Genomic DNA, 23,595 nt, shown 5'->3' on the forward strand with positions numbered 1-23,595 from the left:
TAATCCAAAAGAGGCGCCCTTTCGGGCGCCGCTCTATGCTCAGCCTCCGGCTGCGATCAGTTCTGCCTGCGCCACAATCACTTCGGCCTGTTTGATCGAAGCGATATCGACCAGACGGCCTTTGTAGACGGTCGCGCCTTCGCCATTGGCTTTGGCCTGCTCCATCGCGGCAAGAATTTCGCGGGCTTCCGAAACTGCCTCGTCCGACGGGGTGAAGACTTGATTGGCCAAAGCAATCTGTTTCGGATGGATCGCCCATTTGCCAACCATGCCCAACGTGGCCGAGCGTTTGGCCTGTGCGATATAGCCCTCATCATCCGAGAAATCGCCGAACGGGCCGTCCACCGGCAACACGCCATGGGTCCGACAAGCTGCGACGATGGCAGCCTGCGCCCAATGCCACGGGTCGGACCAGTGCTTCTGCCCCTCGCGCAGCATGTAGTAGTTTTCCTGCGTTCCACCGATGCCCGTTGTCTGCATCCCCATGGACGCGGCGAAGTCGGCGGCACCCAAGCTCATGGCCTGCAGACGCGGTGAAGAGGCGGCAATCTCCTCGACATGCGCCAGACCTGCCGCGGATTCGATGATAACTTCGAATGAGATCGGCTTGCTCCGGCCCTTGGCCCGTTCGATCGCCGTCACCAGCGCATCGACCGCATAGACATCAGCAGCACAGCCCACTTTGGGAATCATGATCTGATCCAGCCGGTCGCCCGCCTGTTCCAGTACATCGACCACATCACGGTACCAATACGGCGTATCCAGCCCGTTGATACGGACTGACATGTATTTGCTGCCCCAATCCACGGTATTCAGCGCCTCGATGACGTTGGCGCGGGCGGTACCCTTGTCCGAGGGCGCGACCGAGTCCTCAAGATCGAGGTTGATCACATCCGCCGCCGATGCCGCCATCTTGGGAAACAGTTTGGTGTTCGAGCCCGGCCCGAACAGCTGGCAACGGTTGGGCCGCGCCGGAGCGGCAGGTTGGATACGGAAACTCATCTGGACCTCGCGTGAGCAATGAAATTACGTTTGTTCTTGGTGATGAGATATTAAATTGCGCGGACGCACGCAAGCGCGATTGTGCAGCTGCGGCAATGCGTGTGCAGCACAGAAAATCAGGAGCTCGCAAATGGTGCTCAAAGATTGATCAGTTTGAAAACTTCGAAGATCGTCCCGGATTCCTTACCCATCACGCAAAATATTTGCGCCAAGGATAGAGTTGCGGAAAGAGTTTGAGAAACGCTCGTCAAATCGGTTCTCTAGTTTGGAGCGGAAGCAAAGGAGCGCTGCGCGATGATCGAAACACCATACCTGTTGTTTTTGGGGGATGCGCCTGACCAATTGGCTGCCAAGGTTGCGGTGGGCATCAAGGACTGGCGGCCCGAGAATGCCGTCGGCCAGTACCGCATGGACGGCTGCAAAGCTGATCTTGGTCTGACAGACATGGAACTTGTCGAAGCGCGCGAAGCCGGGGCCAAGACCTTGGTGATTGGCGTGGCCAACCGGGGCGGCGTGATCAGCCAGGAGTGGAAGAAGGTTCTGGTCATGGCGCTGGAAGAGGGCTTTGATCTGGCCTCGGGCCTGCACAACCTGCTGCGTGATGAACCCGATCTGGTCGCCGTGGCCGAGGCCACCGGGCGCAAGCTGCATGATGTGCGGGTCCCCGAGGTCGATTATCCAATTGCCAATGGTGTCAAACGGACCGGTAAGCGGTGTCTTGCGGTGGGGACGGATTGCTCGGTTGGTAAGATGTACACCGCGATGGCGATGGATGCCGAGATGCGTAAGCGCGGCATGAAATCCACCTTCCGGGCCACCGGTCAGACCGGTATTCTGATCACCGGCGACGGGGTGCCCCTGGATGCCGTCGTCGCGGATTTCATGGCCGGCTCGGTCGAATGGCTGACCCCGGACAATGACGACGATCACTGGGACCTGATCGAGGGTCAGGGGTCACTGTTTCACGTCTCTTATTCGGGGGTAACCATGGCGCTGATCCATGGCGGGCAGCCCGACGCATTGATCCTGTCGCATGAGCCCACGCGCACGCATATGCGGGGTTTGCCCGGATATCAGCAGCCCTCGCTGGAGGCCTTGCGCGATATGGCACTGACATTGGCGCGGGTCGCCAATCCGGATTGTCAGGTTGTGGGCGTGTCGGTGAATACCCAGCATATGAGCGAAGAAGACGCTGTGGCATATCTGGCGCAGATCGAGACCGATATGGGCCTGCCTGCAACCGATCCGTTCCGCTTTGGCTCGGGCAAGCTGGTCGACGCGCTGGCTGCGATATGATTTGAACGGTCTGTGCGGGGGGAGATTTTTCGTCGAAAAATCTCTGCCTCCGGCGGGAGTATTTGGGAAAAGATGAAGGAGCGGGCGCGTGCAGGTTGAAGTCTCTCGTGATGTGTTTCGGCTGGCGCAGGTGTTCACCATCTCGCGCGGGTCCCGGACCGAGGCGCAGGTACTGACCGTACGGATCACCGACGGGGCGCATCAGGGATGGGGCGAATGCGTGCCATATGCGCGTTACGATGAGACCTTAGCCTCGGTTGAGGCCGAGATTGCAGCTCTGCCCGAGGTGTTTTCGCGCCAATCGCTGATGGACCTGTTGCCTGCCGGTGCCGCGCGCAATGCGGTGGATTGTGCGTTGTGGGATCTTGAGGCGAAGCGGTCGGGCAAGCGGGTGTGGAATCTGGCCGGGCTGCCGGTGCCGGGGCCTGAGATCACGGCCTATACCCTGTCGTTGGACACGCCCGAGGCAATGCAGGCGCAGGCGGCGCAGAACGCGCATCGGCCTCTGCTGAAGATCAAGCTGGGCACGCCCGATGACATGCCGCGGCTTGAAGCCGTGCGCGCGGGGGCCCCGAATGCCCGGATCATCGTGGACGCCAATGAGGGCTGGAGCGCCGAGGTTTATGCCGACCTCGCCCCGCATCTGGTGCGGTTGGGCGTGGCGCTGGTCGAACAGCCGCTGCCTGCCGGAGATGATGACGCGCTTATCGGGATGGAGCGGCCTGTGCCTGTCTGCGCGGACGAATCCTGTCATGACCGGTCCAGCCTGCCCGCGTTGAAGGGCAAATATGATGTCGTCAACATCAAGCTGGACAAAACCGGGGGGCTGACCGAAGCGTTGGAGTTGCGCAGCGCCGCGCTGGCCGAGGGGTATCGGGTGATGGTCGGATGCATGGTCGGAAGCTCTCTGGCGATGGCTCCGGCGACGCTGTTGGCGCAGGGGGCCATGGTAACGGACCTTGACGGGCCGCTTCTTCTGGCCGAAGACCGCACTACACCGCTGATTTTTGATGACGCCGGGGTGCATCCGCCTGAGGTGGAGCTCTGGGGTTGAGGAGACAAACATGACCCGCACCGTTTACGTGAATGGAGACTACCTGCCCGAGACCGAGGCCAAGGTTTCGATCTTTGACCGGGGCTTTCTGATGGCGGATGCCGTTTATGAGGTGACCAGCGTTCTGGGCGGCAAGCTGATCGACTTTGACGGCCACGCGGTGCGTCTGAAACGGTCGCTGGACGAATTGGATATGGCGGCGCCCTGCAGTAAGGATGAGCTGCTGAACATTCATCGCAAGCTGGTCGAGCTGAACGAAATCGACGAGGGCATGGTGTATTTGCAGGTCACGCGCGGCAGCGATGGGGATCGGGATTTCGTCTTTCCGGCAGATGACGTCAAGCCGACGCTGGTGCTGTTCACGCAGAACAAGCCCGGCCTGGCCAACAGCCCGGCGGCGCAGAAGGGGATCAGCGTCATTTCGATCGACGATATCCGCTGGGGTCGCCGCGATATCAAGACAACGCAGCTGCTTTATCCTTCGCTCGGTAAGATGATGGCCAAGAAGGCGGGCGCAGATGACGCGTGGATGATCGAGGATGGCTATGTGACCGAAGGCACCTCGAACAACGCTTATTTCGTGAAGGACGGCAAGATCGTCACCCGCCCGCTGTCAAATGAGATTCTGCACGGCATCACCCGCAAGGCGGTGCTGCGGATGGCGGCCGAGGCGCAGATGGTGGTTGAGGAACGGCTGTTCACCATCGATGAGGCGAAAGAGGCGGATGAGGCCTTTGTCACCTCGGCCTCGACCTTTGTGATGCCGGTGGTCGAGATTGACGGCGAGACGCTGGGCGCAGGTACGCCCGGCCCCATCGCCAAGCGCCTGCGCGAGATTTATCTGGAAGAAAGCCTGAAAGCGGCGGTCTAACTCCGCGCCTCTTCGCGCAGCGCCTGCGCGAGGTCGGCGTTTTCCAGCACATAGCTGCCGAAGCTGGGCCGCCAGACCAGTCCCTTGTCGCGCAGCACGTCCAGCGCCTTTTGGATGCCGCCCTTGCTATAGGGTTTGCGGTCACCGGCCAATGCCTGCCGGGTGTCGTCGGTGAACGGTGTGAAGTCGATGCCATCCACGGCCATCTTGCGCAGGATGGCCTGTTGCAGGTCGGTCAGGGTGCTGATCTCGGCCAGAAGCGCCTCGCGCATTTGAACTTTCTTCCGGTCGGCGATGGCGCGCAGCGCCTGATCGCCGGGGGTGGTTTCCAGAATGAGATCGCGCAGGCAGTCGTTCAGGATTTCGGGACGGCGGCCCAGATCTTCGAACACCGCATCCATGGTATCTGCCGAGACCTGTGCATCCTCGGCCAGCCGTGCATTGATCCGTTCGGTCAGGGCGGCGGTATAGCTTTGCCCCAGCTTCGGGAAATCGCGCACACGCGCGCCGAAGAAAGGGGCCTGCTGATTGTGGATCAGAGCCGCCAGCTTGTCGCGATGCGAGCCGGTCATGACCAGATATAGCCGCGTCTCGAACCCCGCCTGATTGACCGCATCCCGCGCCGCCTTCAGCGCGTACATCGCATTCCGGCCCGCCTCGGTCGCAAGGCTTTGCTGCGCTTCGTCGACGATCAGGACCACATCCTTGCCGGTGGCCTCGCACAGCAGCATCAGCGCGTCTGGGATCGTGCCCTCCCACGCGCCGGCGGCCTTGAGGTTCACGCTAAAGCCCAGCGCCCCGATGGATGAGAACGGTACCCTGCGGCGCAGCTTTACAATCAGCGAGTCGCACTCCTGCAGCGCGCGGGCCAGACGAGCGGTGATCAGCGCGCCGGGATCGCTGCTGCGGTCGGCCCAGAGGTCGACATAGATCACGAACCGCCCCTGACCTTCGAGCAGCGGGGTCAGATCGCGGCGCAGGAAGGTGCTTTTGCCGGTGCGGCGCGGGGCGGCCAGAAACAGCCCGGCGCTCTCCCCCACCAGCGGGTCGGGGTTGAGCAGGCCCGCGATCAGGGCGGCCTCGTCGGGACGCGGAATGTGATGGTCCTGGCTCATCGGTATCCTGTGTTACCCGGGATTGGGATGAAGTATTCTTGTGAGGAATACTTTAGGATACTTTCCGGAACGGTCAAGAGAACTCGGGGATCAGCCCTCTTTCCCCACATTCTCTTCGAAGGCGACCTTGAAGGCGGCCTGTTTCTCGGCGCTGGCGTCGGTCTGATAGTTCGCCTTCCATTCATCCATGGTCATGCCATAGAAAACCTGCCGCGCCTCGTCCTTGCCCATCTCGATGCCTTTTTCGCTGGCGGCTTCCTGATACCAGCGTGACAGGCAGTTGCGGCAGAACCCGGCCAGATTCATCATATCGATATTCTGCACATCGGTGCGGTCTTCCATCAGATGCTTTTGCAACCGGCGGAAGGCGGCGGCCTGAAGTTCGATTTCGGTTTGCTTGTCCATGTCAGGGCTCCGGCTTGTTGGGCGTGTTCCCGTCTGAGGTAGCAACCCGCCCCCGATGTTTCAACAAAAGCCGCTAAAGCCCGCTGTCGGACAACGCATCCTGCAGGATCACGGCCAGTCGTTCGGCCCAGTGCCGTTGCCCGTCATGATCCGCGATCAGATCGTTGCGCAGTTCGATCAGCGCATTGGGCCGCCCGAACGTGGTGCAGTGCTTGTCGATCGCATCGCCGGGCAGGACGCCGGTATAGGGCTCGTTGACCCCGACGCAGAGATCGTCCTCGGCCTGCAGCCGGTTGATCAAAGGGCGCGAGAACCGTTCGTCCGGGGTATGCAGCACGCCGATATGCCACGGGCGCGGTTCGCGTCCGCGCAATTGGCGCGTGAAAGAGTGCATCGAGATGATGACCGCATGGGGCAGCGCCGCCAGTTCCGCAAGCGCCTCGTGATAAGGGCGATAGCACATCTGCAGGCGGCGTTCGCGCTCGGGCGCGTCCGCATGACGGTTGCCGGGGATGATCGAGCCGTCATAGAGCTTCATCACCAGCGTCGGGTCATCCTCACCCCGGTTCGGATCGATCACCAGACGCGAGAAATTGGCCGCGATCACCGGCGCGTTCAGAAGCTCGCCCAGATGTTTCGAGACCTCATAAGCGCCGACGTCATAGGCAATGTGACGCTCCATATCCTCGCGCGGCAGGCCCAGATCGCCGCCGTTGATGTCGGGCGGCACCATATTGGTTGCGTGATCGCAGGTAATCAGCCAGCGCGACGGGCGATCCGCGCCGTGCACGAAAAACGGAGAGTATGTCATGAGCCTGTCATCTTGTTTGATGCAGGTGTACGGCAGTTGCCTCGGAAAGGGAATTGCGCAATAAGCAGGCAAAGAACTGTTTGCGATAACATACGGACGTTTGAGGAGAGCCCGACAAATGCGACGCCTGAGAAATGTGAAAATCGTCGCGACGCTGGGACCGGCGTCCAATGACTATGACATGATCCGCGCCCTGCACGAGGCCGGGGCGGATGTATTCCGCCTGAACATGAGCCATGGCAGCCATGACGAGATTCGTGAACGCCACCGTATCATTCGGCAGGTCGAAAAGGATCTGGACAGCCCGATCGCGATTCTGGCCGACCTGCAAGGCCCCAAGCTGCGCGTCGGCGTGTTCGCCAACGACGCCGAGGAACTCGCGGAAGGCGCGGCCTTCCGGCTGGACCTTGATCCAGCGCCAGGGGACGCGGGGCGTGTATGCCTGCCCCACCCTGAAATTTTTGCCGCGCTGGAAGTGGGCGCGCGGCTGCTGGTCAATGACGGCAAGATCCGCCTGATCGTGCAGGATTGCGGTCAGGACTTCGCCAACTGCACTGTCGAGGTTGGCGGAACGATTTCCAACCGCAAGGGTGTGAACGTGCCTGATGTGGTCCTGCCGCTGGCGGCGCTGTCGGCCAAGGATCGCGATGACCTGGAATTTGTGTGCCAGCTGGGTGTGGACTGGCTGGCGCTCAGCTTTGTGCAGCGGGCCAAAGATGTGTTTGAAGCGCGCGCGCTGGCGGATGGCCGTGCGTCGATTCTGTCGAAGATTGAAAAGCCCGCGGCGGTTGAAGCGTTTGACGACATTCTTGACGCCTCGGACGGAATCATGGTCGCGCGTGGCGATCTTGGGGTGGAACTGCCCGTCTCGGCGGTGCCGCCGATCCAGAAACGTCTGGTGCGCAAATGTCGAGGCGCGGCGAAGCCCGTCATCGTCGCCACCCAGATGCTGGAAAGCATGATCGAAAGCCCGATGCCCACGCGGGCCGAGGTCTCGGACGTCGCCACCGCGATCTACGAGGGGACGGATGCCATCATGCTCAGCGCGGAATCCGCAGCCGGGTCGTATCCGGTTGAGGCGGTGCAGACCATGAACAAGGTCGCCATCGAGGTCGAGGCCGATCCGACCTATGACCAGATCATCGCCGCCTCGCGGACGGCGAAGGGGACCACAATTGCGGACGGTATCGTTGCTGCTGCGCGTGAGATTGCCGAGAAAACCGACATCAAGGCGATCTGCTGTTTCACCCAAAGCGGCACCACTGCGTTGCTGACCGCGCGCGAACGTCCTGGCGTGCCAATCATCGCCATGACCCCCGCCACCGGCACGGCACGCCGGCTGTGCCTCAGCTGGGGATGCCATTGCGTCATGACGCCCGAGTTGGAGCGATTCAAAGGCGCTGTGGTCAGCGCTGCGCGGGCCGCGCGGGCCGGCGGGTTCGCATCCGAGGCCGACCAGATCGTGGTCACCGCCGGTGTGCCCTTCAACGTACCCGGCACGACCAATATTCTGCGTATTGCGCCCTGTGACGAGCGACTGATCTACAACACCGATCCGGGCTAAGACACGGCGCGGCCAGCGATATTTCACCTTGAGACCTTACATCTTGCCTATAATTTAGGCAAAAAGTTGCTTTGTTTTACAGGGTGTTAGGTGTTTGCCGGTTGTATCCTGCAATTATCTCTCTGTTTTTCCGTGTTTTTCCGGGATACTTGACCCTGGGGCAGTCCACTCAAACAAGTTCCAGGTTCCGGCTGCCCCGCCGGGGGCGAGGGCCCCGGCCAAATCAACAATAACGGAGGAACGAGATGACAACGAAAATTGTCATAGGACTGGACGGGACAGAAACCGGAGAGCGCGCGATCGCCTTTGCCAAGGACATGGCCGAGCGGATCGGAACATGCGAATTGCTGGTGGTTTACGTCATCGAATGGTCCCCTTTCACTTTCCAGACCCCTGAGGAAAACGCCCTGCGTCACAAGCGGCGCGAGGAAGAGGTTGAACTGGCCACGACGCGCATCATCGCGCCTGCGGTCGAGGCGCTGAAAGCCGCCGGGTTCGAGGCGCATGGCATCGTGCGTCATGGCGATGTGGCTGAAACGCTGAACAAGATCACCGTCGAAAACGGCGGGTCGCAGATCGTTGTCGGTCGGGCCTCGGCAGACGGATTCAAGAAACGCCTGTTCGGCAGCTCGACCCAGAATCTGGTCATGCATGCCGATGTTCCGGTTACGGTCGTGAACTGAGGGGAGGGACAAGAATGAATATGCACAACAAACTGGGCCTTGCCGCTCTGACCACTCTGGCCGCGGGCCCTGCAATGGCACAGGAAACCGTCGGGCTGGACGAAAAGATCAATCAGGCCTTTGCCGATTTCACCGGCCCCTTTGTCAGCTTTATCTTCGCACCATTTCCGGGAACCGGCTTCCCATGGATCGTGGGTTGGCTGGTGATCGCGGCCACGGTGTTCACACTGTATTTTGCCTTCGTGCAGCTGCGGTTCTTCAGCCATGCGATCAGCCTGGTCAAAGGTGACTATTCTGACCCCAATGATGCGGGTGAGGTCAGCCACTTTCAGGCGCTTGCAACGGCCCTGTCAGGTACGGTTGGCCTTGGGAACATCGCCGGTGTGGCGGTCGCCGTCGGTATCGGCGGACCGGGCGCAACCTTCTGGATGATCGTCGCGGGCCTGCTGGGCATGGCGTCGAAATTCACCGAATGTACGCTGGGCGTGAAGTACCGCAACGAATACGAAGACGGCACCGTTTCGGGTGGCCCGATGTATTATATGTCCAAAGGGTTCAGTGAGCTGGGCTTGCCGGGTGGCAAGATTCTGGCCGTTCTGTTCTCGATCTTCTGTATTCTCGGCGCGTTGGGCGGGGGCAATATGTTCCAGGCCAATCAGGCACACCAGCAGATCGCGGGCATCGTCGGAGACTATCCGGGCTGGATCACAGGTCTGGTCTTTGCGGGCATCGTGTTCGCGGTGATCGTGGGCGGCCTGAAATCCATCGCCAGCGTGACCGAGAAGGTCGTGCCGTTCATGGGTGTGATGTATGTGCTGGCCGCGCTGATCATCATCATCATGCACGCAGACCAGATCGGTTGGGCCTTTGGTCAGATCTTCGCAGGTGCCTTCACCGGCCTCGGCGTTGCTGGTGGCATGGTCGGTGCGCTGATCCAGGGCTTCCGCCGTGCGGCGTTCTCGAACGAAGCAGGCGTTGGGTCTGCGGCGATTGCACACTCGGCCGTGCGGACCAAGGAACCGATCACCGAGGGCTTTGTCTCGCTGCTTGAGCCGTTCATCGACACGGTCGTGATCTGTACCATGACCGCGCTGGTGATCATCATCACCCAGCAGCTGATCATCGACCCGGACACCGGCAACTACATGCTGAACGAAGCGGGCAACGCGATTGCAACCGTTGACGGCAACTCGGGCGTCAGCCTGACCTCAGCCGCCTTCGCAAGCGCCTTCAGCTGGTTCCCCTATGTGCTGGCGATTGCCGTGGTCCTGTTTGCCTTCTCAACCATGATCAGTTGGTCCTACTACGGCCTCAAGGCCTGGACCTACCTGTTCGGCGAAGGCCACACCAAGGAGCTGGTGTTCAAGATCATCTTCTGCGTCTTCGTGGTGATTGGCGCGGCGGCCAACCTTGGCCCGGTCATCGACTTCTCGGACGCGGCGATCTTTGCCATGGCGGTTGTGAACGTCTTCGCGCTCTACTTCCTGATGAAAGTGGTACGTCAGGAGCTGGCATCCTACGCGGAACGGCTGAAAAGCGGCGAGATCCGCAAGTTCGATCACTAAACGCTTTCACCGGGGCGGCCCGCAGCTGCCCCGGTGCATGACCGTTGCGGATTCCGCAGATTCTGGTCGAAACCCCCTTGCCAGTATGACCGAACTTGCGTAAACGGCGCATCTGTTGCGTGACCGGCCGAGATGGCATGCCGAGTCGCGTCTGAAACCGAACCCGAGAATAGGAGACGGAAATGCCTAAGATGAAGACGAAGTCGAGCGCCAAGAAGCGCTTCAAGGTGACTGCGACCGGTAAGGTCCTTGCTGGCCAGGCCGGCAAACGGCACGGCATGATCAAGCGGACCAAGAAATTCATCCGCGACGCCCGTGGCAACACCACCCTGTCCGCCCCCGACGCCAAGATCGTCAAGGGCTACATGCCCTACGACCGCTAAGAGGAGATTAAGAGATGTCCCGCGTTAAAGGTGGAACCGTAACTCACGCCCGTCACAAGAAGGTCATAAAGGCCGCCAAAGGTTACTATGGCCGCCGCAAGAGCACCTTCAAAGTTGCCCGTCAGGCCGTAGACAAGGCCAACCAGTATGCAACCCGCGACCGCAAGAACCGCAAGCGCAACTTCCGCGCGCTGTGGATCCAGCGCATCAACGCGGCTGTGCGCAGCCATGACGAGGCCCTGACATATTCCCGCTTCATCAACGGCCTGAACCTGGCCGGTATCGAAGTGGACCGCAAAGTTCTGGCTGATCTGGCTGTACACGAACCGGAAGCGTTCGGTGCAATCGTCGCCAAAGCTCAGGCTGCTTTGACCGCCTGATCCTGATCCAGAGAGACAGTGAACAGAAAGGCCGCTCTCGTCAGAGCGGCCTTTTTTGCTATTGGCGCCGATGGATTTGGTCGTTTTGCAAAGGCTTCTTTCAACAACGACCGACGCGCACAGACACGGGGCTACACGCCACGTTCTGTCACGTGCCAGAGGTCTGCGGACGCTGGATGAGAACCGAACACGAAGCCCTGCGAGAGACACGCGCGGCTGTCGAACCAAGAAAGTAGTCAATGGCCGACGGATGATGAGCGCCGACGATAATCAGGTCAGCGCCGATTTCACGCGCAACCTCGGTGATGCGCATACCGGGTTTTCCGGTCTCAACCTGACAATCGATATCTGTGGTATCCGCTGCAAGCGATCTAAGCTTTGTCATGATCTTGTCGGTCAGGTGATTTTCAGACTTCACGGTCACAAATTCCGCGGTGAACCCGGGAATTTGTTCAAGCACGGTCAAAAGCGTGATCTTCCCCCCTGCGGCCAACAGGTTTCGGGCGGTAGCGATCTTTTCGCCGACCAGTTCTTCGTGATCGATGGCAACGGGTATCAGTACGGATTTGAACATATAAGGTGCTCCTTACTGGGAAGAGGTGTCGTCTGAGGGCGGTCCCATGGATGCCCGCCTGACAACTGGATCCAATCGCGGCGCATCCTGTCCACGGGCAATCTGCGCAAGGGTGTAGGGCTGATGGCTCATCATATATCTCACAAACTCGCCGGATCGGCGGGGTCAGCCAGATGCAGGGCTTGCCTGTAAAGATGCGCCGGAACGCGCAACCCGTCCTTATCAGCCAACGCGATGGCACGGCGGCGGCGCTCGCCCGGCAGACGTGCGCCATCCAGCGCGCTGATCTGTCCAAGCAGGTCAGCCACCCGGCCAGCGAACCCAGACCGCGCACCCGGATTGATGGCGATCAGGGTTTGACCCACATCTGGCGCGTCTCCATCCGCGTTGAAGAACGAACCCGCCTCGCGGCTGAACGCGCTTCCTGTCAGTGCGGCGGCCAGAATTTCGACCATAAGCGCCAGCGCAGTGCCCTTGGCGTCACCAATTGGCAGCATTGTGCCACCCAGCGCGGCCTCGGGATCTGTGGTGGGGTGCCCTGCGGCGTTCAACGCCCAGCCTGCCGGGATAGAGGTGTTCGCCTTCTTCGCCGCCATAACCTTGCCGCGTGCCACGACGGACAAGGACAAATCAATAACCAGTGGCGGGCCGTCCGCGACCGGCGTTGCGAAGGCAATCGGATTGGTCCCGAAGATGGGCTCTTTGGCACCCCAAGGCGCGATCGCCTTAGGCGTATTGGCAAACATCAGGCCGATCAGGCCCGCCTCGGCGATCTGTTCGACCTGCACCGACAGCGCCCCACAGTGATGAGAGTTGCCGATGGTCATGACAGCAATGCCCATGTCACGCGCAAGGGGGATTCCCGCCTCGAGCGCTGCCTCCAAGGCCGGATAAGCAAAGCCGTGATCCGCCATCACATGCACCGCTGCGGGTGCAGGCTGCGCGACGACTGGTTTGGCATCTGCGTTGATCTTTCCACTGCCCAGTTGCGCCACATAATCGGCCACACGGCTAAAGCCGTGACCAACCTGCCCTTCGCTTTCCGCAGCCACCAATGCGCGCGCGACGCTTGTCGCGACAGCATTGGAAACGCCCGCTCTCTCGAAAACAGCAGTCAGCAGAGAGATCGCCTCTGCAAGCGTCAGGTGGATCGTATCAGCCATCTAAGCCCCGGTTTCATCCGAAAGGCGGCCGCTGCACCAGCCGCCGCCTCTTGGAGTTTATGCGCTGCGATACAGCTTGGTCATCGAGAACTCCCGATGCCCCAATGCTTCAGCCGCTGTATTGCGGCCGTTCGCGGTCCGGCGGATCATGTCTATCAGCGCGTCTCCGGCCTGATCAATCGTCTGCTCGCGGCGCAGAATGCCCGAAACATCGACATCCACGTGCTCGCCCATGGTGCGCACGGTGCGCGGGTTCGCCGTGATCTTGATAACCGGAACAATGGGATTGCCGACCACATTGCCCTGCCCTGTCGGGAAGGTATGGATTACGGCCCCGCCCGCCGCCATCAACGTAACGCATTCCGCCGCCGCCGAAGAACTGTCCATAAAGTAAAGCCCTTTGCCCGATTGCGGCTGCTCGGCGGGTTCGAGAATGTCGATATATTGCGAGGTCCGGCCGATCTTTTCGAGATTGCCCAGCGCTTTTTCCTCGATGGTGGTCAACCCGCCTTCGATGTTACCTTTGGTTGGCTGGCTGTCGCTCAGATCATCGGTCTGATGCGCGAAAATCACATCGTCCTGATAGGCCTTCCACATCTTGTACCAGCGCTCGCCCACCTCTTCGTTGATGGCGCGCTTCTGGCAGATGTGTTCCGCCCCGGTGATCTCTGAAGTTTCGCCAAAGAAGCCGGTAATCCCCTCGGGCAACAGCTTGTCGTACATATTGCCGACGGTCGGACAGGACCCCAGACCCGTTGTCGTGTCGCTTTCACCGCATTTTGTGGATATCCACAGCTCGTTGATCGAGCATTCTTCGCGCTGGATTTCAGTGGCCTTGTGGACAAAGTCCTTGGCCGCCCACGACGCCCGGCGAATGGTTTCAAAGTCACCGTTTTGTTCGATCGAGAACTCGGCCACGTCCTTGCCCGTCTCGCGAATGCCATCGGCAATGCGCTTGGTCCAACCGGGTTCAATCCCGATCACCACCACCGAATGCACGTTGGGGTTGGCGCCCGTGCCAATCATTGTCCGAAAATGCAACTCGAGGTCTTCGCCGAACTGCAGGCGGCCATAGGCGTGTGGAATTGCCAGCGTGCCTTTGACGTTGTTGGCCACCGCTTCGCAGGCGGCATTCGAGATATCGTCAACCGGCAGGATCAGCACGTGGTTGCGCACACCAACCCGGCCATTTTCACGCCGGTAGCCCATGACGGTCATGTTTGAATATTTGCTCATGCTATTGATCCCTTACCAACGCTTGGTCTTGCAATTGTGGGTGTGGACATGCCCGCCCTGGGGGATGTCGGCGATGATTTTGCCAATATCCTCGCCATATTTAATCGCGGTATCCCCGTCTTTGAGGTCCTTGAGGGCAATCTTGTGCCCGATCGGAACGTCTGCGCCTGCGGTCAGGCGGAAGGTCGAGTTATCGTGGGTGATACAGCACAGCATGTCCGTGCCTGCGGTCAGACCTTCGACGACCACCACACCGACATTGTCTTCCTCTTCATGCACCAAAAGGTGCGGTATTTCGTTTGGGGCTGGATTTGACATCAACGTCTCCGATTTCGCTATGGTTTAAGGATTGTTTTCGGCGCAAGCGTTCGGCCTGCGCGAATGTCTGCAAAGGCGGCGGCCCCCTCGGACAGGGTGCGGGTTTCCACCCAGTCGAGCGATCCAAGACGGCCATCGAACATGGCGCTGCACGTGTCGCGGAAATCCTGTGCGGTATAGGTATAGGTACCGATCAGGGTGATTTCCTGCAACGTGATACGCCGGATATCCAGCCCGCCATCGGAACTGCCAAGGCCAATATGCAAGATGACCCCACCGGGGCTAACGAGTGCGGATGCAACCGCCCGGGTGGCGGCAAAACCCACCGCATCGATCACCAATGGGATGTCCTGTTCCGGGGCCTCCACCACCTCGATGCCACAGACATCGCGCAGATAGCCGGCGCGGTCTGCGTTGGGTTCCGACAGGCTCACCCGCTCAACCCCCATCGCACGCAGCGCCAGCGCCGCGGCCAAGCCGATCGCGCCGCCACCGATCACATGGGCGCGCCGGTCATCTGCGGGATGCAAGGCTGCAAGCCCAAGCCGCACCGCATGCCAGCTGACCGCAATCGGTTCGGCCAGCGCGGCCTGCTCCAGCGTGATATGCGCAGGCACTTCAACCAGATTTCGATCCGGTATGGCGACGTATTCGGCGAAAGCGCCCTCACGCGGCGGCATCGAGATAATCTGACGCGAGGGGCACAGATTTTCGCGACCCGACCGGCTGGCAGCGCTGTTGGGGTCCGTAACCAACGGGTTGATCGTGACGCGCCGACCATCCGAGGTCACTCCAGCCCCTTCATGGCCAAGGATCAACGGGGCCGGACGCCGCTCGTCATGGCCCAGATAGGCGTGCATGTCCGATCCGCAAATTCCAACACTGTCGATGCGCACCAGAACCTCGTCCGGGCGCGGCTCGGGATCCGCAAAACTGCGGTAGTCCAGCGTTTCGACATCGGTATAGACCAGCGCTTTCATTTCGCGGTGAACCCCCCGTCAACCATCAGAACCTGCCCGGTCACATAAGCGCAAGCATCCGAGCATAAGAAAAGTAAAGGTCCATCAAGATCTTCAGGTTCACCGTTCCGCCCGATGCAGGTCTGGGCCGCGTTGCGAGCCGCGCGCGCGGGGTCGTCGAACACAGCGGCCGTCAGTTCGGTTCGGAAAAACCCCGGACCAATGGCATTCACACATATACCGCTTGAGGACCAGCTTTCGGCCATCGCCCGGGTCAGTTGCGCGACACCACCCTTCGATGCCCCATAGCTGAGTCCCCCCGGAAAGGCCCGGCTGGACTGGAGCGAGGCAAAATTGACGATCCGCCCCCATCCCTTTGCCTTCATTCCGGCGACAAGATGCTGCGACAAAAAGAAGGGTACCGCAAGATTCAGCCCGATCGTGATATCCCATCCCTCGGGCGAGACATCATCCGCAGCTTCGCGCGTGTTGATCCCGGCGGCATGCACGACAATATCCGGCGCGCCAAATGGCTGTGCCGCAACAACCGCCAGCTCGGCCAGGCCATCACGATCCGAAAGATCCCAAGGTAAGGCGTGGACCTGATCCAACTCTGCCAACGCCTGAGCACGCCGGGCGACGCCAACAACCTTGGCACCAGCCTGCGACAGAACGTGGGCTGCGCGACGTCCGAGGCCTGAACTGGCCCCGGTCACCAACGCGACATGTCCCGTAAGATCAGGGTGATAGGCCACGAGCAGACTCAGTCTTCGGCTGTCAGATCAAAGTTTTCGCCGGGGAAAAACTTGGCCAGTCGAATATCCGCGGTACGCGCATGCGCCTCCATCCCTTCCAGGCGCGAGATGCGGGCCGTGGCCTGGGCGATTGGTTTCATCGCGTCCGCAGTCGAGCGCTGCCAGGTCACGATTTTCATGTATTTATGCACGCTCAGACCGCCGGTATAGGTCGCGGCGCGGCTGGTCGGCAGCACGTGATTGGTGCCCGAGGCTTTGTCACCGAAGGCCACCGTAGTCTCTTCGCCCAGAAACAACGACCCGTAGCAGGTCAGCCGATCCAGCCACCAATCAAGATCGTCTGCCATCACCGTCAGGTGTTCCGGGGCGTATTGATCAGATGTCGCAGCCATCTCTTCACGGTCTGCACACAGGATGACCTCGGCATAGTCGCGCCATGCTGCGGTCGCGTTTTCACGGTTCACCTCGGGCAGATCGTCGATCAGAACCGGCACCAGACGCATGACCTCTTCGGCCAAATCACGATTGTCTGTCACCAGCCAGACCGGCGAGTTGTAGCCATGTTCGGCCTGTCCAACCAGATCGGTCGCGACAACCATCGGGTCAGCGGTGGCATCCGCAAGGACGAGACTGTCGGTCGGCCCCGCGATCATGTCGATGCCAACGCGTCCAAACAGGATGCGTTTGGCTTCGGCCACAAACTGGTTGCCGGGGCCCACAAGGATGTTTGCCTTTGGCAGACCAAACAGCCCGAAGGTCATCGCCGCAACCCCCTGTACACCGCCCATGGCCATGATCTTGTCTGCGCCACAGATATGCGCCGCGTAGACGATCGCAGGCGCGATACCAACATCAGGACGCGGGGGCGAACACGCCACGATGTGCTTGCATCCCGCCACCTTGGCCGTCGTCACCGTCATGATCGCACTGGCGATGTGGCTATACCGACCGCCCGGCACGTAACAGCCTGCAGCATCTACAGGGATCATCTTCTGCCCGGCTGTCAGACCCGGCACAACCTCCACCGCGATGTCGGTCATGGATGCCTTTTGCGCCTCGGCAAAACGTTTGACATTGCCGTGGCTGAACTCGATATCGCGCTTCAGCTTTTCCGGGACCGCATCGATCGCGGCCTGGATTTCTGCGTCGCTGAGGATGACATTGCCTTCGTACTTGTCAAATTTGGCGGCGTATTCCAGCGCTTTGGCATCGCCCCCCGCTTCGATGTCGTTCAGAATCCCCTGAACGATTTCGCTGACATCCGAGGCGCCGCTACGCGCGGTCAGCGTGGCTTTCTTGAGGTACTCACGGGTCATGAAGTGACTCCTTTTTCCTACCGCGTCTTTCGGCGGCTTAACGATAGACATCAGGCAAAAGTGAGGTCGAGAACGCCGGAATATAGGCGATCATCAGTGTCACGATCAGCATGAAGAAGACGAAGGGGATGGCGCGGTAAGCGATCTTGAGGATCGACTCGCCCGTAATTCCCGAGACAACGAACAGATTTAGCCCCAGCGGTGGGGTGATGAACCCAACCCCAAGCGCCGTGATCATCATGATGCAGAACTGAATCTGGTTCATTTCGATTTCTTGCGCCAACGGGTACAGGATCGGCGCCAGTATCACGATGTTGGGTGTCGTTTCCATGACGCAGCCCGCGATGATCAGGATCAGAACCATCATGCCGATCAGAACGTATTCGTTGGTGCTGACCGAGGTCAGAGCGCCGACAAAGCCCTGTGGCACGCCGATAATGGCCAGAGCCTCGGCCAGCGGGATGGAGAACGCGATGATCGGAAGGATCACACCGTTGACCTTGGCCGAACTGACCAGCATCGCCGGGAAGTCGGACAGCTTTAGCGTGCCCAGGATAAATCCGATGACGATGGTGACAACCACGGCCACCGCGCCGGCCTCGGTCGGGGTCAGTTTGCCCGAAAAGATGCCGTAAAAGATGATCCCCGGCACAAGGAATGCATACCAGCCGGACTTGACCGTCTTCCACAGGTTCGCGCGCCATTCAGCGGCGGTCATCATGCCACCACCTTCCCAGAGGTTGAGCCGGTTCATCACCACATTGGTGATCAAGATCGCGGTCAGGATCAGAAGGCCGGGGATCAACGCTGCAAGGAACAGGGTCGACACCGCAATGCCCAGCACAAGCCCGATGATGATATAGGCGATGGAGGGCGGGATCAGGATGCCGGTACAGGCCCCTGCGGCAACCAAGGCGCAAGCATAGGGGCGCGGATAACCGCTTTCGACCAAGCGGTCGATGGTCATGCGACCAACCGCGGCAGCGCCCGCCGCATCCGAGCCGGAGATCGCCGCGAACATGCCGCAGACAAGCACAGTGGCCGAGCCAAACCCACCCTTGGCCCAACAGGTCAGCGCCTCGGCTACGTCCAGAAATTTGCGACTGAGCCCCGTTCGGACAAGCACATCCCCGGTCAGGATGAACAGCGGAACGGCTGTCAGCGCGAAGGCGTCAATGCCCGAGAACAGTTTTTCACCCACAAGGCTCAGCGGCAATGCGCCGGACATGAGCAGCATGGTGATCGACGCGGCGCCGATGGCGGCCCAGACCGGGACGGCCAGCGCCACAAGGACGACGAAGAGAATGACAGAGGCGTAGAAATCCCAGCCAAGTTCCAGCGTTTGACCGCCGAGTTGTTGCCACATCATGGCTCGATCCCTCCCTTAATCAAACAGCTTGTCGCCTTCGTAGACGGGACGGCCCGCTCGAAGGTCGGCAACATCGCGGAGGAAGGACTGCACCAGCCGGAAGATGACCAGCGCGAAGCCGAACGGCACCGCCATGAGGAAAAAGACCTGACTGATCCGCAGACCGTGCGTGACGGACCCGAACTTCCAGGACACGTGGACGGTCTCCCAAGACCAGTAGATCGCAACAAGCGCCACAATGAACATGACGATGTCGCCGAATATGTAGAGCAGCGTTTTGACGGTGTGCGGCACGTAGTGCATCAGAACATCAATTCGGATATGCCCGCGCTCTTTCACTGCGGCGGCTGCCCCGATCCATGCAAGATAGATAAACGCATACCGGACGATTTCTTCGCCCCAGATGGATGAGTAGGCAAAGAGCTCGCGCCGGACCACTTCGATGAACATCGTGCCAACAAGCATGACGTAGAAGACTAATAGCAGCCAACGTTCGGCGTTCTTATCAATCGCCCTAAAGAGCTGAGACATGGCATCCTCACTGCCGTCGCGCAGAGGCGACGTGTTCTAGTGGGTTTTTTGGTAAAACAAGAATTGGGTGAGCCGACGCACAAGGCGTCGGCCCAGAGACGCCATCAGGCGTCATGCACGTAGTATTTCGCGCGTGTCCCTGCGGCTTCTTCCAGCTTGGCGAAGGTCTCCATGGACCCGGCCAATTCGGTTTTGAAACCATCCCATTCGCTGCGCTGGTACCCGCCGACCTCTTGCCACTCGGCCAACTGATCTTCGCTCAGCGAGTGGAATTCGACACCGTTGGCAATCAGCTGCGACATCGCATAGGCGCGCGCCGAGGGTACCTTGGACAGGTTTTGCTGCTGGGTGACATCACCCGCAAACTCGATACCTTCCTTCACATCCGTTGGCAGGCTGTCGAACCATTCAAGGTTGATCGAATAGACCTGGCTGTCCGGCACCGCCTGCGTGAAGGTCACGTGGCTCAGAATCTCTCCGAAACCAAAGACTTGCAGCGCGCCGACCGAGGGATCAAGTGCGTCTGCAACACCCTGGCGGATGGCCGACGGGGTCTCACCCCAGGCCACAGGCGTCGGGTTTGCACCGACCATCCCGTAGTACTGCTGCAGCATTTTTGATCCCGGTACACGGAATTTGACGCCGGACATATCACCGGGCGTGATGATCGCATTGCCACCTTTGCGAACCGCAACGACACGCGGGTCGATCACGATGTACATCAGCGCCTTAAACCCGGATGCCGCGATTTTTGGATCGACTTCCGACTTCCAGGCCTCGGACGAGGTCAGGTTTGTAAACCGCTGGTTCGAGCCGCAGAAATAGGGAAGATTGATAAGGTCCACGACACTTGCGAACGGCGCGAAATTGGCCAGCGAGTGCTGCGCGCACTGAATCGTGCCGCCCTGGACCGCCTGCGCCAAGGCCCCGCCCGCGCCAAGCTGTCCGCCCGGAGCAAGCTTCACATAGACTTTGCCATTCGTCATGTTCTGGATATTTTCTTTAAGATCCAGCTGCATGATCGGATAGCTCCGCGATGCGCCCAGAACATATGCGGTGGCCAGCGTCATCTTGAATTCCGCGGCATTTTCGCGATCACGTTCTTCTGCCGCTGTTTGCGCTGCGGCCTCGCTGGACCACAATGTGCCCGCAGCACCCGCAACCATGGCCGCCGTGAACGACCCGGTGCCCGCAAGTTTCAGAAAATTCCGACGCTCAGCCGAAGCCAGCTCCTGTTTGGTCTTGTCCATGTGTTATCCTCCCGTTGGACTTTTTTTCGGATTTATTCCTTTGGTTTTTCCTCCGAAATTTCTTTTGCTTCGCTGCGTAGAATGCCGACCGAGAAGGCGATGGCCGCCGCGAACAAGATCAGCATTTCCCAGACGTTGTTGACCAGAGGCGCTTTCCAGACCGCCCCGATCACCACATTCGCGACAAAGGCAACCAGCAATATCCCTGCTATCAAGTACGGCATGCACCCTCCCTGACCCGCCCAATGTACGGCACCGAGTCGCAGCAAATGTAAGCGCTTACATTTTGTGATGCAAGCGCTTACATTATATCTATGCTAAGCTGGCCTTTGACTTCGCCCTTTTGCTTGCACGCAACCTGGGCTAGGTGCCCGCCCCAAATGATAAGAAAAACCATGCTTCAAAGCGGAAACGAAAACCCGGTCCCCACGCTCGCAGATGTTGCGCGTCATGCGAAGGTATCCACCGCAACCGTATCACGGTGTCTGAATTCGCCCGAGCGGGTCGGGCCGGACACCCGTGCCCGCGTTCTGGCCGCCGTCAGCGAGCTTGGCTATGCGCCAAATTTCGGCGCAAGGGCCCTTGCGGCGCGGCAGACGAATACGATCGCCGCTGTGATACCGACGATGGAAAACGCCGTATTTGCGCGTGGGCTGCAGGCTTTTCAGGAAGAACTTGTCCGACAAGGTAAAACGCTGCTGGTTGCATCATCGGCCTATGATGCCGAGCTTGAGGAACAACAGGTGCGCGCTTTGGTGGCAAGGGGGGCCGACGGCCTTCTGCTGATCGGGTACGATCGTGAACCAGAGATCTACGATTTTCTTGAAAAGCGGCGCGTGCCAACCTTGATCGCCTGGTCTTTCAACCCCGAGGAATCGCGGACAGCGATCGGCTTTGACAACCGGGCGGCCATGCAAGCCCTCGCCCGGCAAGTCATCGCACAGGGGCATCAGCATATCGGTTGCATCTCCGCTCCGACCCGGTCGAACGATCGCGCGCGCGGGCGCTTGCACGGTATACGTGATGCCAAGATCGAAGCGGGCCAGGATCCGGATTCCGTATTTCTGATCGAGACCGCCTACGGCATCGAAACCGGCGAGATCGCATTTCGCGAGCTTATGACAGCGGCGCCGCAGACGACGGCAGTGATGTGCGTGAACGACGTTTTGGCTGTCGGCGCGTTGCGCGCAGCGCGCGAAATGGGCCTGAAGGTTCCAAAGGACATATCGATCACCGGTTTTGACGACATCGAGATTGCCATGCTTGCCGAACCAGCCCTGACAACCGTTCATGTCCCCCATCGCGAGATGGGACGCCGCGCTGCGGGTATGCTTATTCAAATGATCACAGATGGCCTGAAAGGTCAGAGCGTCGAACTGCCAACTGAAATCCGGTTACGCCAGTCGCTGGGGCCGGTTCCGCCGACTTAACAGTGATTGCTTTGCGGCTGATCATCCTTTGCACAAGCTGCATCTTGAACCGCATCACAATCAGTCACTCCGCCCCCACTTGCGCAATGACCGGCTGGTCCGGCAGCTCGGCCCTCATCTCAGCCGAGTCTTGTGGTTTGGTGCGCGAATCTTTCAAGAAAGACGACCTCAGTTTGGAGGTGTCAGCATGGTTGTGAGTGTCGCGGTTGTGGCCAGAACCGCCAGTCCGACGATGACCTCGACCTCGATAGATCGGGCAAGGTGGTGGCCCGCTTTGGCGTCTCGATTTCGCAGGGCCGGAACAAATCGCAGTTTATTTGCGGCCGCCAACGTCAACAGGCACCCGACAAGCAGGACTTTGACCAGCAGCGCGCGTCCGTAGCCCGTAGAAACCAAACCCTGCACCGTACCTACAAGCAGCCAGGACATCCACAGACCCGCAGCAATCAAAACTGGAACCGCCAGCGCAGCGGCTTGCCCAAACCGATGCCCCAGCGCAGCCGCGTCTTCAATGCACTCGGGCCGCAGCGCCAACGCCCGCAGCGGGCTGAATATTCCGAGCCAAAAGGCTATGCAGAGCAGATGCAAAAACAACAAGAGTTGGACATAAAGATAGTCCATCTGAAGAACATGCCCGATCTGCGCAAATGACCACAAAGCCAGCGCTCCGCCCGGCAACGCGATCCAATTACCGACGCGCGGCAAAGACAGCCCGACAAGAATCAAAACCGCCCCGGCCAGCCTGTACACCAGCGCATGGCCTGCGGAAGTCTGCCAAAGCAGACCAAGCATCTCAGGGTCGACCAGACCCTCCACGCTGCCCGTCAAGGCCGCCGCGCCAAGCATGAAGCCGGTTATCGCAGCCACAATAGCGAGACAAGCGAGGGTCATCGCCTGGCGCTTCATCATCAGACGCACCGGTTTGACAAGATCCGAATACAGGCAATTGACGAGAACAAGCCCGGCCGCTCCCACAAACCCGAAATAAAGCATGAGCTTGGCGAGGAGTGCCGCAACTTCCCAGATGTCTGGCATGCTCATTCCACAGTAAAGGAAAACTCACCTTGCATCACATGGCCATCCTCACCCAATCCACGCCATTCGATGACGTAGAGGCCGGTTTCGGCGGTCGGCAAGGGAACCGCAAACACCCGATCGAAACCCGTCTGCTCACCCAATTCCAGGCTGACTGCAGGGCTGTTGTCATGCGCCATTTCTACCCGCGTCAACCTGATGCCCTTGTCAAAAGTAAGGCCGATTTCAGCAGGTGCCGCATCAATTGTCGCGCCATGCGCCGGCGTCGTCTCCTGCACCTTTGAATGCGCCAGTGCGCCAGCGGGAAGCAGGCCCATGAGGACGAGCGCTACAACTTTTTTCATGGGTCAATCCTCAGTTCACTCTATTGCGCGTGGATATCACGAATCTACGCGATCGCCAGAGCAACGTCACCTCGAGCTGACCCTCACCGAGGCGGGATCAACTTACTTCCGTCGCAGGCGCAGGTGCATCGTACAGAAAACAAAACGATATCCGGACTGACCTTTTCCCAGCCGGGTGGCCAAGGA

The 23,595-nt window shown here is 59.9% G+C and carries 26 protein-coding genes; 9 read left to right on the forward strand and 17 right to left on the reverse strand.

Translation table 11 applies throughout. The features are described 5' to 3' along the window. Nucleotides 1-39: 39 nt before the first annotated feature. Nucleotides 40-1,002, reverse strand: coding sequence for an L-malyl-CoA/beta-methylmalyl-CoA lyase (locus tag ACR0KM_RS03295; protein WP_480856612.1), 963 nt, complete (start codon nt 1,000-1,002; stop codon nt 40-42). A gap of 294 nt (nt 1,003-1,296) precedes the next feature. Between ACR0KM_RS03295 and dgcN the strand changes: the two genes are divergently transcribed. The 3 genes from dgcN (at nt 1,297) to ACR0KM_RS03310 (ending at nt 4,223) form a co-directional block, all read left to right on the forward strand. Continuing rightward, nucleotides 1,297-2,298 carry an N-acetyltransferase DgcN gene (gene dgcN / locus ACR0KM_RS03300; RefSeq protein WP_480856610.1) on the forward strand — a complete coding sequence of 334 codons (1,002 nt, stop codon included), beginning with the start codon at nt 1,297-1,299 and terminating at the stop codon, nt 2,296-2,298. Nucleotides 2,299-2,386: 88 nt separating this feature from the next. Then, nucleotides 2,387-3,352 carry an N-acetyl-D-Glu racemase DgcA gene (gene dgcA / locus ACR0KM_RS03305; protein WP_480856608.1) on the forward strand — a complete coding sequence of 322 codons (966 nt, stop codon included), beginning with the start codon at nt 2,387-2,389 and terminating at the stop codon, nt 3,350-3,352. A gap of 10 nt (nt 3,353-3,362) precedes the next feature. After that, nucleotides 3,363-4,223, forward strand: coding sequence for a D-amino-acid transaminase (locus ACR0KM_RS03310; RefSeq protein ID WP_480856606.1), 861 nt, complete (start codon nt 3,363-3,365; stop codon nt 4,221-4,223). Here the strand turns inward: ACR0KM_RS03310 and ACR0KM_RS03315 are convergent. The 3 genes from ACR0KM_RS03315 to ACR0KM_RS03325 all read right to left on the reverse strand — a co-directional run bounded on the left by ACR0KM_RS03315 (nt 4,220) and on the right by ACR0KM_RS03325 (nt 6,554). Beyond that, on the reverse strand, nt 4,220-5,338 hold the full coding sequence (locus tag ACR0KM_RS03315) for an ATP-binding protein (RefSeq protein ID WP_480856604.1): 1,119 nt from the start codon (nt 5,336-5,338) through the stop codon (nt 4,220-4,222). The two genes, ACR0KM_RS03310 and ACR0KM_RS03315, sit on opposite strands and share 4 nt — an antisense overlap. Before the next feature lie 90 nt (nt 5,339-5,428). Beyond that, nucleotides 5,429-5,743 carry a DUF1244 domain-containing protein gene (locus ACR0KM_RS03320; protein ID WP_480856602.1) on the reverse strand — a complete coding sequence of 105 codons (315 nt, stop codon included), beginning with the start codon at nt 5,741-5,743 and terminating at the stop codon, nt 5,429-5,431. 73 nt (nt 5,744-5,816) lie between these two features. After that, complete coding sequence (locus ACR0KM_RS03325; protein WP_480856600.1) at nt 5,817-6,554, reverse strand: N-formylglutamate amidohydrolase; 738 nt, start codon at nt 6,552-6,554, stop codon at nt 5,817-5,819. 118 nt (nt 6,555-6,672) lie between these two features. Here ACR0KM_RS03325 and pyk point away from each other — a divergent pair, with 118 nt between their 5' ends. From pyk to rplT, 5 genes are all read left to right on the forward strand, one after another. Then, nucleotides 6,673-8,118: a pyruvate kinase gene (pyk, locus tag ACR0KM_RS03330; protein WP_480819158.1), complete on the forward strand. Its 1,446-nt coding sequence runs from the start codon at nt 6,673-6,675 to the stop codon at nt 8,116-8,118. A gap of 245 nt (nt 8,119-8,363) precedes the next feature. Next, on the forward strand, nt 8,364-8,801 hold the full coding sequence (locus tag ACR0KM_RS03335) for a universal stress protein (RefSeq protein ID WP_480819157.1): 438 nt from the start codon (nt 8,364-8,366) through the stop codon (nt 8,799-8,801). 14 nt (nt 8,802-8,815) lie between these two features. Beyond that, nucleotides 8,816-10,366: an alanine/glycine:cation symporter family protein gene (locus tag ACR0KM_RS03340; RefSeq protein ID WP_480856598.1), complete on the forward strand. Its 1,551-nt coding sequence runs from the start codon at nt 8,816-8,818 to the stop codon at nt 10,364-10,366. 182 nt (nt 10,367-10,548) lie between these two features. Continuing rightward, complete coding sequence (rpmI, locus tag ACR0KM_RS03345; RefSeq protein WP_010443552.1) at nt 10,549-10,749, forward strand: 50S ribosomal protein L35; 201 nt, start codon at nt 10,549-10,551, stop codon at nt 10,747-10,749. Nucleotides 10,750-10,763: 14 nt separating this feature from the next. Continuing rightward, complete coding sequence (gene rplT / locus ACR0KM_RS03350) at nt 10,764-11,129, forward strand: 50S ribosomal protein L20 (RefSeq protein ID WP_152457001.1); 366 nt, start codon at nt 10,764-10,766, stop codon at nt 11,127-11,129. Between the two features lie 148 nt (nt 11,130-11,277). Here the strand turns inward: rplT and ACR0KM_RS03355 are convergent, their stop codons facing one another. The 11 genes from ACR0KM_RS03355 to ACR0KM_RS03405 form a co-directional block, all read right to left on the reverse strand. Next, nucleotides 11,278-11,703 carry a universal stress protein gene (locus ACR0KM_RS03355; protein ID WP_480856596.1) on the reverse strand — a complete coding sequence of 142 codons (426 nt, stop codon included), beginning with the start codon at nt 11,701-11,703 and terminating at the stop codon, nt 11,278-11,280. 140 nt (nt 11,704-11,843) lie between these two features. Then, complete coding sequence (locus tag ACR0KM_RS03360; RefSeq protein WP_480856594.1) at nt 11,844-12,866, reverse strand: Ldh family oxidoreductase; 1,023 nt, start codon at nt 12,864-12,866, stop codon at nt 11,844-11,846. Between the two features lie 57 nt (nt 12,867-12,923). Next, the gene (locus ACR0KM_RS03365; RefSeq protein ID WP_480856592.1) at nt 12,924-14,102 is read right to left on the reverse strand and encodes a UxaA family hydrolase; all 1,179 of its coding nucleotides are present in this window, start codon (nt 14,100-14,102) and stop codon (nt 12,924-12,926) included. 12 nt (nt 14,103-14,114) lie between these two features. Next, the gene (locus tag ACR0KM_RS03370) at nt 14,115-14,420 is read right to left on the reverse strand and encodes a UxaA family hydrolase (protein ID WP_480819152.1); all 306 of its coding nucleotides are present in this window, start codon (nt 14,418-14,420) and stop codon (nt 14,115-14,117) included. A gap of 17 nt (nt 14,421-14,437) precedes the next feature. Continuing rightward, nucleotides 14,438-15,400 (reverse strand): alcohol dehydrogenase catalytic domain-containing protein, encoded by a 963-nt coding sequence (locus ACR0KM_RS03375; protein WP_480856590.1) that lies wholly within the window; start codon nt 15,398-15,400, stop codon nt 14,438-14,440. After that, nucleotides 15,397-16,134, reverse strand: a complete 738-nt coding sequence (locus tag ACR0KM_RS03380; protein ID WP_480856588.1) for an SDR family NAD(P)-dependent oxidoreductase — start codon at nt 16,132-16,134, stop codon at nt 15,397-15,399. The genes ACR0KM_RS03375 and ACR0KM_RS03380 overlap by 4 nt, the downstream gene beginning before the upstream one ends. Before the next feature lie 8 nt (nt 16,135-16,142). Next, nucleotides 16,143-17,450, reverse strand: coding sequence for a histidinol dehydrogenase (hisD, locus tag ACR0KM_RS03385; RefSeq protein WP_480819149.1), 1,308 nt, complete (start codon nt 17,448-17,450; stop codon nt 16,143-16,145). Between the two features lie 37 nt (nt 17,451-17,487). After that, nucleotides 17,488-18,819, reverse strand: a complete 1,332-nt coding sequence (locus tag ACR0KM_RS03390; protein ID WP_480819148.1) for a TRAP transporter large permease — start codon at nt 18,817-18,819, stop codon at nt 17,488-17,490. Nucleotides 18,820-18,834: 15 nt separating this feature from the next. Next, the gene (locus ACR0KM_RS03395; RefSeq protein WP_480819147.1) at nt 18,835-19,350 is read right to left on the reverse strand and encodes a TRAP transporter small permease; all 516 of its coding nucleotides are present in this window, start codon (nt 19,348-19,350) and stop codon (nt 18,835-18,837) included. 104 nt (nt 19,351-19,454) lie between these two features. After that, on the reverse strand, nt 19,455-20,600 hold the full coding sequence (locus ACR0KM_RS03400; RefSeq protein ID WP_480819146.1) for a TRAP transporter substrate-binding protein: 1,146 nt from the start codon (nt 20,598-20,600) through the stop codon (nt 19,455-19,457). A 32-nt stretch (nt 20,601-20,632) separates the two neighbouring features. Beyond that, on the reverse strand, nt 20,633-20,824 hold the full coding sequence (locus ACR0KM_RS03405; protein WP_480819145.1) for a hypothetical protein: 192 nt from the start codon (nt 20,822-20,824) through the stop codon (nt 20,633-20,635). Nucleotides 20,825-20,995: 171 nt separating this feature from the next. Here ACR0KM_RS03405 and ACR0KM_RS03410 point away from each other — a divergent pair, with 171 nt between their 5' ends. Further along, on the forward strand, nt 20,996-22,030 hold the full coding sequence (locus ACR0KM_RS03410) for a LacI family DNA-binding transcriptional regulator (protein ID WP_480856586.1): 1,035 nt from the start codon (nt 20,996-20,998) through the stop codon (nt 22,028-22,030). 168 nt (nt 22,031-22,198) lie between these two features. Here ACR0KM_RS03410 and ACR0KM_RS03415 read toward each other — a convergent pair whose 3' ends face one another. After that, nucleotides 22,199-23,065: a copper resistance D family protein gene (locus ACR0KM_RS03415; RefSeq protein ID WP_480856584.1), complete on the reverse strand. Its 867-nt coding sequence runs from the start codon at nt 23,063-23,065 to the stop codon at nt 22,199-22,201. 2 nt (nt 23,066-23,067) lie between these two features. Beyond that, nucleotides 23,068-23,409: a copper resistance CopC family protein gene (locus tag ACR0KM_RS03420; protein WP_480856583.1), complete on the reverse strand. Its 342-nt coding sequence runs from the start codon at nt 23,407-23,409 to the stop codon at nt 23,068-23,070. Nucleotides 23,410-23,595 lie beyond the last annotated feature (186 nt).

The sequence above is a fragment of the Ruegeria sp. G10 genome, assembly GCF_056533645.1.

Excerpts from the sequence above, each read along its gene's own strand:
- ACR0KM_RS03390 (WP_480819148.1), bottom strand. The coding sequence starts at position 18,819 with ATGATGTGGCAACAACTCGGCGGTCAAACGCTGGAACTTGGCTGGGAT.
- ACR0KM_RS03400 (WP_480819146.1), bottom strand. The coding sequence starts at position 20,600 with ATGGACAAGACCAAACAGGAGCTGGCTTCGGCTGAGCGTCGGAATTTT.
- ACR0KM_RS03395 (WP_480819147.1), bottom strand. The coding sequence starts at position 19,350 with ATGTCTCAGCTCTTTAGGGCGATTGATAAGAACGCCGAACGTTGGCTG.
- ACR0KM_RS03360 (WP_480856594.1), bottom strand. The coding sequence starts at position 12,866 with ATGGCTGATACGATCCACCTGACGCTTGCAGAGGCGATCTCTCTGCTG.
- ACR0KM_RS03320 (WP_480856602.1), bottom strand. The coding sequence starts at position 5,743 with ATGGACAAGCAAACCGAAATCGAACTTCAGGCCGCCGCCTTCCGCCGG.
- ACR0KM_RS03335 (WP_480819157.1), top strand. The coding sequence starts at position 8,364 with ATGACAACGAAAATTGTCATAGGACTGGACGGGACAGAAACCGGAGAG.
- rplT (WP_152457001.1), top strand. The coding sequence starts at position 10,764 with ATGTCCCGCGTTAAAGGTGGAACCGTAACTCACGCCCGTCACAAGAAG.
- ACR0KM_RS03340 (WP_480856598.1), top strand. The coding sequence starts at position 8,816 with ATGAATATGCACAACAAACTGGGCCTTGCCGCTCTGACCACTCTGGCC.
- ACR0KM_RS03375 (WP_480856590.1), bottom strand. The coding sequence starts at position 15,400 with ATGAAAGCGCTGGTCTATACCGATGTCGAAACGCTGGACTACCGCAGT.
- ACR0KM_RS03405 (WP_480819145.1), bottom strand. The coding sequence starts at position 20,824 with ATGCCGTACTTGATAGCAGGGATATTGCTGGTTGCCTTTGTCGCGAAT.
- ACR0KM_RS03370 (WP_480819152.1), bottom strand. The coding sequence starts at position 14,420 with ATGTCAAATCCAGCCCCAAACGAAATACCGCACCTTTTGGTGCATGAA.
- ACR0KM_RS03295 (WP_480856612.1), bottom strand. The coding sequence starts at position 1,002 with ATGAGTTTCCGTATCCAACCTGCCGCTCCGGCGCGGCCCAACCGTTGC.
- ACR0KM_RS03310 (WP_480856606.1), top strand. The coding sequence starts at position 3,363 with ATGACCCGCACCGTTTACGTGAATGGAGACTACCTGCCCGAGACCGAG.
- dgcN (WP_480856610.1), top strand. The coding sequence starts at position 1,297 with ATGATCGAAACACCATACCTGTTGTTTTTGGGGGATGCGCCTGACCAA.
- hisD (WP_480819149.1), bottom strand. The coding sequence starts at position 17,450 with ATGACCCGTGAGTACCTCAAGAAAGCCACGCTGACCGCGCGTAGCGGC.
- pyk (WP_480819158.1), top strand. The coding sequence starts at position 6,673 with ATGCGACGCCTGAGAAATGTGAAAATCGTCGCGACGCTGGGACCGGCG.
- ACR0KM_RS03315 (WP_480856604.1), bottom strand. The coding sequence starts at position 5,338 with ATGAGCCAGGACCATCACATTCCGCGTCCCGACGAGGCCGCCCTGATC.
- ACR0KM_RS03410 (WP_480856586.1), top strand. The coding sequence starts at position 20,996 with ATGCTTCAAAGCGGAAACGAAAACCCGGTCCCCACGCTCGCAGATGTT.
- ACR0KM_RS03355 (WP_480856596.1), bottom strand. The coding sequence starts at position 11,703 with ATGTTCAAATCCGTACTGATACCCGTTGCCATCGATCACGAAGAACTG.
- ACR0KM_RS03420 (WP_480856583.1), bottom strand. The coding sequence starts at position 23,409 with ATGAAAAAAGTTGTAGCGCTCGTCCTCATGGGCCTGCTTCCCGCTGGC.
- ACR0KM_RS03415 (WP_480856584.1), bottom strand. The coding sequence starts at position 23,065 with ATGCCAGACATCTGGGAAGTTGCGGCACTCCTCGCCAAGCTCATGCTT.
- ACR0KM_RS03365 (WP_480856592.1), bottom strand. The coding sequence starts at position 14,102 with ATGAGCAAATATTCAAACATGACCGTCATGGGCTACCGGCGTGAAAAT.
- ACR0KM_RS03325 (WP_480856600.1), bottom strand. The coding sequence starts at position 6,554 with ATGACATACTCTCCGTTTTTCGTGCACGGCGCGGATCGCCCGTCGCGC.
- rpmI (WP_010443552.1), top strand. The coding sequence starts at position 10,549 with ATGCCTAAGATGAAGACGAAGTCGAGCGCCAAGAAGCGCTTCAAGGTG.